General features: G+C 55.1%; 10 protein-coding genes. 9 read left to right on the forward strand and 1 reads right to left on the reverse strand.

Translation table 11 applies throughout. The features are described 5' to 3' along the window. Position 1: 1 nt before the first annotated feature. From H7U20_RS13010 to H7U20_RS13030, 5 genes are all read left to right on the forward strand, one after another. The gene (locus H7U20_RS13010; protein WP_199759577.1) at positions 2–1,318 is read left to right on the forward strand and encodes an RsmB/NOP family class I SAM-dependent RNA methyltransferase; all 1,317 of its coding nucleotides are present in this window, start codon (positions 2–4) and stop codon (positions 1,316–1,318) included. Between the two features lie 285 nt (positions 1,319–1,603). Next, positions 1,604–2,917 (forward strand): mechanosensitive ion channel family protein, encoded by a 1,314-nt coding sequence (locus tag H7U20_RS13015; protein WP_199759578.1) that lies wholly within the window; start codon positions 1,604–1,606, stop codon positions 2,915–2,917. 133 nt (positions 2,918–3,050) lie between these two features. Then, complete coding sequence (locus tag H7U20_RS13020; protein WP_199759579.1) at positions 3,051–4,253, forward strand: DesA family fatty acid desaturase; 1,203 nt, start codon at positions 3,051–3,053, stop codon at positions 4,251–4,253. Between the two features lie 151 nt (positions 4,254–4,404). Beyond that, positions 4,405–4,893 (forward strand): GNAT family N-acetyltransferase, encoded by a 489-nt coding sequence (locus H7U20_RS13025; RefSeq protein ID WP_199759580.1) that lies wholly within the window; start codon positions 4,405–4,407, stop codon positions 4,891–4,893. Between the two features lie 123 nt (positions 4,894–5,016). After that, positions 5,017–5,415, forward strand: coding sequence for a GFA family protein (locus tag H7U20_RS13030; protein ID WP_199759581.1), 399 nt, complete (start codon positions 5,017–5,019; stop codon positions 5,413–5,415). A gap of 122 nt (positions 5,416–5,537) precedes the next feature. Here the strand turns inward: H7U20_RS13030 and H7U20_RS13035 are convergent, their stop codons facing one another. Next, positions 5,538–5,900, reverse strand: a complete 363-nt coding sequence (locus H7U20_RS13035) for a hypothetical protein (RefSeq protein ID WP_199759582.1) — start codon at positions 5,898–5,900, stop codon at positions 5,538–5,540. Positions 5,901–6,115: 215 nt separating this feature from the next. On the opposite strand from H7U20_RS13035, the gene H7U20_RS13040 reads away from it, so the two are divergent. The 4 genes from H7U20_RS13040 to H7U20_RS13055 all read left to right on the forward strand — a co-directional run bounded on the left by H7U20_RS13040 (position 6,116) and on the right by H7U20_RS13055 (position 9,135). Further along, the gene (locus H7U20_RS13040) at positions 6,116–6,538 is read left to right on the forward strand and encodes an SMI1/KNR4 family protein (RefSeq protein ID WP_199759583.1); all 423 of its coding nucleotides are present in this window, start codon (positions 6,116–6,118) and stop codon (positions 6,536–6,538) included. A 605-nt stretch (positions 6,539–7,143) separates the two neighbouring features. Continuing rightward, entirely contained in the window at positions 7,144–7,632 is a 489-nt protein-coding gene (locus tag H7U20_RS13045; protein WP_233410731.1) for a demethoxyubiquinone hydroxylase family protein, read from the forward strand. A gap of 121 nt (positions 7,633–7,753) precedes the next feature. After that, positions 7,754–8,101, forward strand: coding sequence for a DUF6678 family protein (locus tag H7U20_RS13050; protein WP_199759585.1), 348 nt, complete (start codon positions 7,754–7,756; stop codon positions 8,099–8,101). 86 nt (positions 8,102–8,187) lie between these two features. Then, positions 8,188–9,135, forward strand: coding sequence for a DUF4365 domain-containing protein (locus H7U20_RS13055; RefSeq protein WP_199759586.1), 948 nt, complete (start codon positions 8,188–8,190; stop codon positions 9,133–9,135). The last annotated feature ends 666 nt before the right edge of the window (positions 9,136–9,801 follow it).

The following is a 9,801-nucleotide window of genomic DNA, read 5'->3' on the forward strand; positions in this document are numbered from 1 at the left end:
CATGAGATTGCCACCAGCGATACTGGCCAATGCCGAAGAGGTATTGCGCGAGATCTTGCGCTTTTCGGCGCCCGCCGACACCACCCTGTCGCGCTACTTCAAAGACCATCCACGCCTGGGCGGCCGCGAACGCGGCGCCATCGCCGAGTGCGTCTACAACATCCTGCGCAACAAGACCTTCTTCACCGACTTCTCCGAAGCCGGCGGCGGCGCGACGATGCGCCGCCTGACCCTGCTCGGCATGGCCGACGCGGTCGGCATCGATTCGATGGGCGGCCTGAGCGAGGAAGAGATCGAGTGGCTGCAGCGCATCATCCAGATCGACCGCAAGCTGATGCACAAGTCGATGCGTTCGAACATGCCGAAATGGCTGTTCGACATGCTGGTCGAACAAATGGGCGAGGAAGAAACCCTGTTGCTGGCCGACTCGATGAACTCGCCGGCGCCGCTGGACCTGCGCGTCAACTCGATGAAGGCGACCCGCGACGAAGTCATGGCCACCCTGGCCGAGGCGCCGATCCGCTCGACGGCGACGCCGTACGCCCCGCTGGGCCTGCGCGTGCTGCAAAAGCCGGCGCTGCAAAACCTGCCGCTGTTCAAGAGCGGCGCCATCGAGGTGCAGGACGAGGGTAGCCAGATCCTGTCGCAGATCGTCGGCGCCAAGCGCGGCGAGATGGTGGTCGACTTCTGCGCCGGCGCCGGCGGCAAAACCCTGGCGCTGGGCGCGCTGATGCGCAACACCGGCCGCCTGTACGCCTTCGACGTGTCGGAGAAGCGTCTGGCCAAGCTGAAGCCGCGCATGGCCCGCAGCGGCCTGTCGAACGTGCATCCGGTGCAGATCGCCCACGAACGCGACGCCAAGATCAAGCGTCTGGCCGGCAAGATCGACCGCGTGCTGGTCGACGCGCCATGCTCCGGCCTGGGCACCCTGCGCCGCAATCCCGACGTCAAGTGGCGCCAGCAGCCGCAAGCCATCGTCGAGATGCAGGCCAAGCAGATCGGCATCCTGGACGGCGCCGCGCGCCTGTTGAAGGGCGGCGGCCGCCTGGTCTACGCCACCTGCAGTTTCCTGACGCAGGAAAACGAGGATGTCGCCACGCAGTTCCTGGCCAACCATCCCGACTTCGAGCTGGTGCCGATGAGCAAAGTGCTGGCCGAGCAGAAGATCGAGCTGGAGATGGGCGACTATCTGAAGCTGCTGCCGCACAAGCACCAGACCGACGGCTTCTTCGCCGCCGTGTTCGAACGCAAGCCGATGCCGAAGAAGGTTCTGCCGCCGAAAGCCGACGCGGCCGACGACGAGGCTGAGGACGAGTAAGCTGCGCGATAAGCCAGCGATAAGCCAGCGATAAGAGGGGCCGGGATTCCGCAACGAAGCCCGGCCTTTTTGTTTGTTCAAGGCGCGGGAAGGCCCACCAACCCCGGCGGCGAAGAGCCGGGGTCGGACCCCTCGGGGTCCGACCCCAGATTGTGCCCTTGGGTTTTGTCGGCGCCGCCAGCAAGTTTTCTCACCCCGCCATTCTGTGTCCGTCTGTAAAGCTTGAGCATACTCACGACGGTTTACGCTACCCTGTCACCCTTTCCTTGCACTATTGTTATCACGATGAATTCACTCCCCCTCGCCAATCTGCTGACCGACCTGCTCGGCGACCTCAACGATCCTAGTTTGCTGTGGCAACTCGGCGCCATCGCCTTCTGCGTGCTGCTGGGCTGGGGCCTGGGCCGCCGTCTGAGCCGGCGCGTGCGCGGCGGCGAGGCGCACCAGGGCGCGATACAGTTCGGCGTGGAAAGTTTCAGCCGCGTCATCGTGCCGCTGGTGATCGTCGTGCTGCTGGCCCTGAGCAAGCTCGTGCTGGCCAAATGGCACCACGTCAACCTGATGAAGGTGGCCATTCCCATCTTCGGCTCGCTGGTGGTGATCCGCTTCACCTTCTACCTGCTGCGCCGCGTCTTCGCCCGCCAGGGCCAGGTGGGCGCCAACATGCTGACCTTCGAAAAAGTGTTCCAGCTGATGGTCTGGCTCGCCGTCGTGCTCTACATCACCGGCCTGTGGGTCGACGTGTTCGCCTTCCTCGACGACACCGTTCTGCCGATGGGCAAGCACAAGGTCTCCATCGCTGCCATCCTGCAGGCCGCCGTCTCGGTGGTGGTGCTGCTGATGCTGGCGCTGTGGGCCGGCACCGCGCTGGACGAGCGCCTGATGAAGGTGCAGGGCATGAATTCCAATCTGCGCGTGGTGCTCGCGCGCATGGGGCGCGCCATCCTGATCGTGGTGGCCGTGCTGGCCAGCCTGTCGCTGGTGGGCATCGACCTGACGGTGTTGTCGGTGTTCGGCGGCGCGCTCGGCGTCGGCCTCGGCCTGGGTCTGCAAAAGATCGCCAGCAACTATATCTCCGGCTTCGTCATCCTGCTCGACCGCAGCCTGACCATCGGCGACATGATCACCGTCGACAAGTACAGCGGCAAGGTGACCCAGATCAACACGCGCTACACCGTGCTGCAGGGCCTGGACGGCGTCGAATCCATCGTGCCGAACGAGATGCTGGTGTCCGGCGCGGTGCAGAACTCCTCCTTGTCGAACAAGATGCTATGGATTTCCACCAACGTCTCGGTGGCCTACGACACCGACCTGGACTTCGCGTTGGAGTTGCTGGAAAAGGCCGCCGCCTCGGTCGAGCGGGTTTCCAGCACGCAGCCGCCGTCGGCCCAGCTGCTCAGCTTCGGCGCCGACGGCCTCGACCTGCGCGTCGGTTTCTGGATCAGCGACCCGGAGAACGGCCGTGGCGGCGTCACCTCGGATGTCAATCGGGCAATCTGGCGCGCCTTGAAAGACAATCAGATCTCGGTGCCCTTCCCGCAGCGGGAGATGCGCATCGTCGGCACTTTCCCGGCCCCCCGGGATGGAAGTTCTGCCTAAAAAATAATCAGTGTTCGCGGGAAAGGTTCCGCAAATCAAGGATGTTTCAGCGTACAATGACGTCCAAAAGCAAGAATATCGGACCTCTGGAGCAATGGAGCGACCGCATTGGGACACCCACTTTGGAGCAGTAATGACTTTTAGTTTAAACGCAGTATTGGAATTTTTGGCAAACGGCGTCACCGGATTGACCGCTTGGCAAGTGTTTTTCTATACCCTGATCGTTACCCACATCACCATCGCCAGCGTCACCATTTACCTGCACCGGCACCAGGCGCACCGTGCGCTGGAGCTGCACGCGATCCCCAGCCACTTCTTCCGTTTCTGGCTGTGGCTGACCACCGGCCAGGTGACCAAGGAATGGGCCGCCATCCACCGCAAGCACCACGCCAAATGCGACACCGAGGAAGATCCGCACAGCCCGGTCACCCGTGGCATCAAGAAAGTGTTCTGGGAAGGCGCCGAGCTGTACCGCGCTGAATCGAAGAACCTGGAAACCATGGAGAAGTATGGCCACGGCACGCCGACCGACTGGATCGAGCGCAATCTGTACACCAAGTACAGCTGGCTGGGCTTCCTGCTGCTGCTGGGGATCAACTTCGTCTTGTTCGGCGTGATCGGCGTGTCGGTCTGGGCCGTGCAGATGATGTGGATTCCCGTCACCGCCGCCGGCATCATCAACGGCATCGGCCACTACTGGGGCTATCGCAACTACGACTGCGCCGACGCCGCCACCAACATCATTCCCTTCGGCATCCTGATCGGCGGCGAAGAGTTGCACAACAACCACCACACCTTCGCCACCTCGGCCAAGCTGTCGTCGAAATGGTATGAGATCGACATCGGCTGGTTCTACATCCGCGTGCTCGAAACGTTGGGTCTGGCCAAGGTCAAGAAACGCCTGCCGGAGCCGAAGTTCGCCCACGGCAAGCTGGAGGCCGACTTCGACACCCTGCAGTCGGTGATCGCCAACCGCTACGACGTCATGGCCAAGTATGCCAAGTCGGTCAAGCACGCCTGGAAGGAAGAGCTGGCCCACCTGAAGGACAAGGCCCAGCTGGAGGCGCGCTTCCTCAAATCGTCGCGCAAATTGCTGCAGAGCGAGCCGGGCAAGCTGGCCGCGACGCAACAGCAGCAACTGAGCGAACTGTTCCAGCACAGCAAGGCGCTGGAGACCATGCACAATATGCGCGTTGAGCTGGGCGTGATCTGGGAGCGTTCCCACTTCACCCGCGACCAACTGCTGCACAAGCTGCAAGACTGGTGCAACCGCGCCGAAGGCTCGGGCATCAAGTCGCTGCAGGACTTTTCGCTGCGTCTGCGCAGCTACGCCTGATCGTCGGCCGGCTTCGGCCGGCATGGCGGGACAATGAAAGCGGCGCCGGATTCGGCGCCGTTTTTTTGTCCGCGCATTTCTTGCTTGTGGGGAAGGGACGGGCGCTTCTGTTAGACTCGTTGCAATATTCCAATCCAGCCATGCGCAAACAATGATGATCATCCGACACACCACGGAAGAAGACTGGGCCACACTCAAAGAGATCCGACTGGCCGCCTTGCTCGACGCGCCCACCGCATTCGGCGTGAGCCATGCCTCGGCGGCGGCGAACAGCGAGGCGCAATGGCGCGAGCGCGCCGCGACCGGCTACCGCGTGGCCTTTCTGCTGGCGTATATCGATGGGGTGGCGGTTGGCCTCGCCGGAGGCGGCGTCAGCCAGGCGGCGGAATTCAACCTGATCGCCATGTGGGTCAAGCCCGAGCACCGGGGCACGGCCGCCGCCGCCGGCCTCGTCGATGGCATCAAGGCGCACGCGCTCGCGCAGGGGCATAGGCGCGTGGTGTTGGGCGTGTCGCCCGACAATGCGAGAGCCGCCGCCTTTTACCGCAAGCTGGGCTTTGCGTTCTTGCCGGAGTGGGAGGCGCTCGACAGCCACCCACACATCCAAGTGCAAGAAATGGAATGGCTCGCCGACGCTTAATACTTGCCGCGTCTCCGCCATAGCGATGGGAATTTTTGGCCAGAAGCAGCTGGCGACCAGATGGTTGCCATACATGCAAGCGCCTGATAAAGTCTAAGCATTCCCGGGTCAAATGGAGTGCAAGTGAAGACTTATCATGGCAGCTGTTATTGCGGTGCGGTTCGTTTTGAAGCCGACATCGACCTGAGCCAAGGCACCATCCGCTGCAATTGCTCCATCTGCGCCAAGATAAGATTTTGGCCCGCTATTGTGACGCCGGCTTCGTTTCGTTTGCTGTCCGGTGAGGCTGAACTCACCAAATATCAATTTCTAACAAAGACAGACCCGCATCTGTTTTGTAGGCACTGCGGTGTTCGCTCCTTCGGGATTGGCCGGTCCCCTCGTTGGGGCGAGTTCTATGCGGTCAATGTAACTTGCCTCGACGATGTGACGCCGGAAGAACTCGTGAATGCTCCCATCACTTATCTTGACGGTAAAAACGATAACTGGGAAACGCCGCCAACTGAAGTGCGTCATCTTTAGTTGGTGTGGTGCATGGCACTTGTCGGCCAAAAGCCATTGACGCACCAGGACGGTTTTCAGCCAGGATGGTGAAAAAATTATCTTGACATGAGAACCGTACTGGGTGCTAAAGTATTCGGTACTTAGCTACCGTTAGCGCTATTGCGGAAATAAAGATATAGTAGACCAACAGGTGCAATGAAAATCGCCAACATAAAGCAGACAAGCATGGTAAATATTTTTACGAACATCATGAAAATAGCATTAACGAAAAAAGTATTGTTTCCAATGATGAATTCAATAATGCTTTCATAAACGAATCGCGAATAGGGGTACAGGAAAGTGCTAACGAACAACATCAAAATCGCTCCAATGGCAATGCTGCCATCCTTTTGCCGAAAACCTATAGCGATAAAAAATGCACTCATTAGAACCGCGAAGAACAATTGTCGGAAATAGTATTGCTTGGATAGACCACCGAAGGTTTTTGCTAGGATAGGATTCATATTCGCATACATTTGTAGTTAAAGCACTATGATACATCTGTTATTGAAAATTTCCAACGAGAAATTTTTGTGACTAATAATTTCGCATTGGTGGGCTAGTGTCGGACATCATACACCACGACATCCGTTCACAGCGGAGGGGACTAGGTGCGGATTTCTGCTATCGGCCAGAACCGGACGGTCGGAAGGGTGCCGCTGAAAATATGAATTGGAAAATGACGGTTATTGCGCACGATTCAGACGCTGAGTTTGCCCCTCCTTCGGATGAGGTAACTATTGCTGAAGCTGAAAAGCTACTCCGTATTGAATTCCCGTCAGACCTGAGAAGTTTCTTTTTGGAGGCTGGCGGCCTCGTTGCAGACTATGGCTGCGAGGTTATTTGGAAAATTTCTGACATCGTTAGCCGCAACAAAGAATTTCGTGACAGGGCTAGCTTTAGAGAGTTATATATGCCCTTTGACCATCTACTTTTCTTTGGATATGATGGTGGCGGGGACCAGTTCGCAGTGGCGATTCAAGGGGACGGCATTGTTCACAAACATGATGTGTATCGCTGGGAACACGAGACGGATGCACGCTCCTGGTTTGCCTCAGGTCTTTCTCAGTTCTTGGAAAAAAGGCTAGCGGCCGCCGACTGAAAACGGCCAGAAACAGCCACTCATAAATTGGAGCAGATATTGTCGCGACTCGAAATACCAGCCGATTTGCTTAAGAAGATTGGCCCAGAAATGAAAATGGATTGCCACTGGGTTGATGTTCGCCTCAAGGATGGCCAGGTCTTTAAGAATCTAGTTGTGCGCGGTGGTCGATTTATTACGGGATACGCAAGTGCATCGAACGGCGAAAGCGAGCTTTCATTCTCCGCAGCTGACATACTCAACATTAGGCGTCGTGCTTTTGTGGGGGCCTTGTGGCCGTTTTGGTAGACGCCGGATGCCGTTAGCGGCATAGGTTTATACACATCTTTTTTCGCCAATAAAATCAAACACTTACAAAGCACCAGCTGTTGCAGAAACAGCAATCCCGGAGTGCCTGCCCGATGGATTTCCCGTCAACGCACAACGACTTTGCTCAATTTTTAAGCAAAAACACTCAAAAAGTGCGGTTCTTGCGGGCCAGTGCGACGGTCAGAAAAAGATGTGTGTAAACCTATGCGTTAGCGGCCATAAGCCGCCGGTCATTTTTTAATGCTACTTCGGGTCTTTCAACGTTGATAAATGCTATTGGGCTGGCTGGGCGAATAATGAAGGTGAACCATGCAGGAGAGCATGGGGCTGTAAGCATTTATGCAGGTCAGATTTTTATGGCGCGGTTTACTGCGAAGTCGCTATTGCCTGAACTCTTGGCTTTCAAGGCCGATGAGGAGAAGCACAGGACAACTTTCTATAGAGAGCTCCAGCGTCGTGGTTTAAGGCGTTGTAAGAGCTACTGGCTGTGTGCGGCAGGCGGCTATGTTCTCGGCATTGCAACGGGTCTATTTGGCGCGCAGGCAATATCACTCACGACAGTGGCTGTCGAACGAACTGTGCTTCGCCATCTGCGTCACCAAACTGAGCTCCTGGCTGATGATGTTGAGGCCGTGTCCGCAATTTCTAGTATCCTAAACGATGAACAAGAACATCATGATGCGGCAGCGAATCACAACCAAACATCAGGCATATTCGGACGAATGCTGAGCACTGCAATCTCCGGTGCGACAGAGTCCGTGATATGGCTGGGAATGCGCCTTTAGGCGGACACGTCGCAATCGACCATCAGGAGGCGGCCGTTTTTTAACTAAAAAACAGGATATGCACGCTAAACACGAATTCGGTTGGGGACCAAAAGAGATGCCCCGACCTGACGAACACGACATGAAGCGTCTGACCGGGATGATCAAACGCGGCGAACTTTATCCAATACTAAATAACACGAAGTGGGCGGAACTTCGTTCTGAAATGCTGACGGCCCCTCGGGAGCAGGCACGAAGGTTCCGGGCTCGCAGCGTATTTGCAGCACCAGATTTTTACACTAATTGGGACGGCGAATTCTATTACCATATCCACCCCGTCGCTGACATAGAATGGCTGGAGCTGAAATCGACGTCACAGGAGTGGCTGCGGAAGACACTGCGCGGCCACAACATTCCATACTCAGTCGAAGATGGCGTCGTTAGGGTGTGGGGTTACACGCGTCCTGGCCCGCAACCTGAATGGCAGTGATCGGCCAGAAGCAGACTTCGTAGAGTCGGAAGCAGTCGGGCGTAAATTCTTTAGCTAAACCTCACATCTTTGCAAACTTTTTTCAAATGAATAGAAAACGCCGGTCACTTAGCCAAATTAAAGAAGAGGATTCTTATCGTATTCTTCGGCAAAAGTTGCCTGAAACTTGGGTAATCCACGAGTATGGCCCGGACTATGGTATTGATTGCGTAGTTGAATTATTCGACTATGTGGATGACCATAAAACTATGGCTGAGACGCTTGGTGAGAACTTTTATGTTCAACTAAAAGCATCAAGCGCTGTCGAGTACGGAAAACGGCGGGCGTTTGCCCGTGGCAATGTCGCTTTAGGTACGTTAAGTGAAGATAAAGACGATTATGTCGACATCGACGTGGTTAAGTTTCAGCTAGAGATTTCTGATCTGCTAACGGTTCAATCAATGGGAACTGCAGTTCCAGTTTTGTTAATCCTAGCTGACGTTTCGACCGAGCGGATGTTCTTTGTCTGCCTAAACGATTACATCGACAAGGTTATCATTCCAGAGGATCCCGTATTCTTTAGAAGTGGTTCAAAAGTGATTAATATTCCTATCCAAAATGAGATTACACGTGATAGTAATCACTTAGTCCCACTTAGAAACTTCGGGAAACGTGCAAAGATGTTGGCTGCGTTCGGGCTTTTTAATTATCAAAGCATTGAAATAAAACGGCGTCTTGAGCTCACTAATTTCACATACTCAATGACAGCCAAACTTGAAGTCGAGATGATGAAGACCTTTGTAAATGCAGCCTTGCGTTTGGATATTTGGGCCAAGCATGAATTTTGGGCTCCCATTAAAGATTCGCACCATGACCTTCTTGCGTTGGAGCGTGCTCTTGCAGACGAGGTTCCATCTGGAGAGCATGTTGCAATGTTGCATCTTGCCAATGGGCACATTTGGCACAAATTGACAAATCTTGGCAACATGTATGAAGAGCTTTGCAGGGAGTGGTATCTTCCGACGCTCTTGGCCCAACTAACTTCTTATCCATGACCGAAAGCGACTTCTGAATAACCCTGCCAGGACGTAAACCCGTCGTATAAGCAGCAGTATTGATAATAGTCGGCAGAATTCGGCCATGAACAGCCGTGCAACCTCAACTGGCCCGGTGGAAGTTATTTCATCTGCGCTTTATCAGAGTTGTTGAGCAAATGGCAAAATGGCACGGGCCCAAATTGAGTAATCGAACCTGTGGCATTTCACTAGCGATTGCTACGCTAAGATGTGTTCTATTAATAACGGAGCTACCTTTAAATGCCCACAAACGATTTTTGCCGCACTCATTTCGCTGGAGGGGGAGGAATGCTACCGTGCCCTTGGCCCGACTGCCCCCATGGCTACCACGATGATTTATACATTGACAACAGATTCGGTGTTATTGCTGAAAAGGTATATAAACGCGAAAGTTTCGTGGCTAGCGATGGTTTTCCACGATACTTTTGGATTTCCGATAATGAACCATATGGTTGGGTTGTTCGACGACCAGTTCAAACTGAGTTGTTTAGATTATCAAAACCTAATCAAGACACCATCTATCATTACACTTCTCTCGACGGATTCAAAGCATAGGTTTATACACATCTCGACAGCTGGCGAATTTTGCCTGACCGACAATGGAGCGGGCGATAGATCCGTCTACATTCAAGCACTTACGAAAGT

The organism is Rugamonas violacea (assembly GCF_016461825.1).
Lineage (GTDB): Bacteria > Pseudomonadota > Gammaproteobacteria > Burkholderiales > Burkholderiaceae_D > Rugamonas.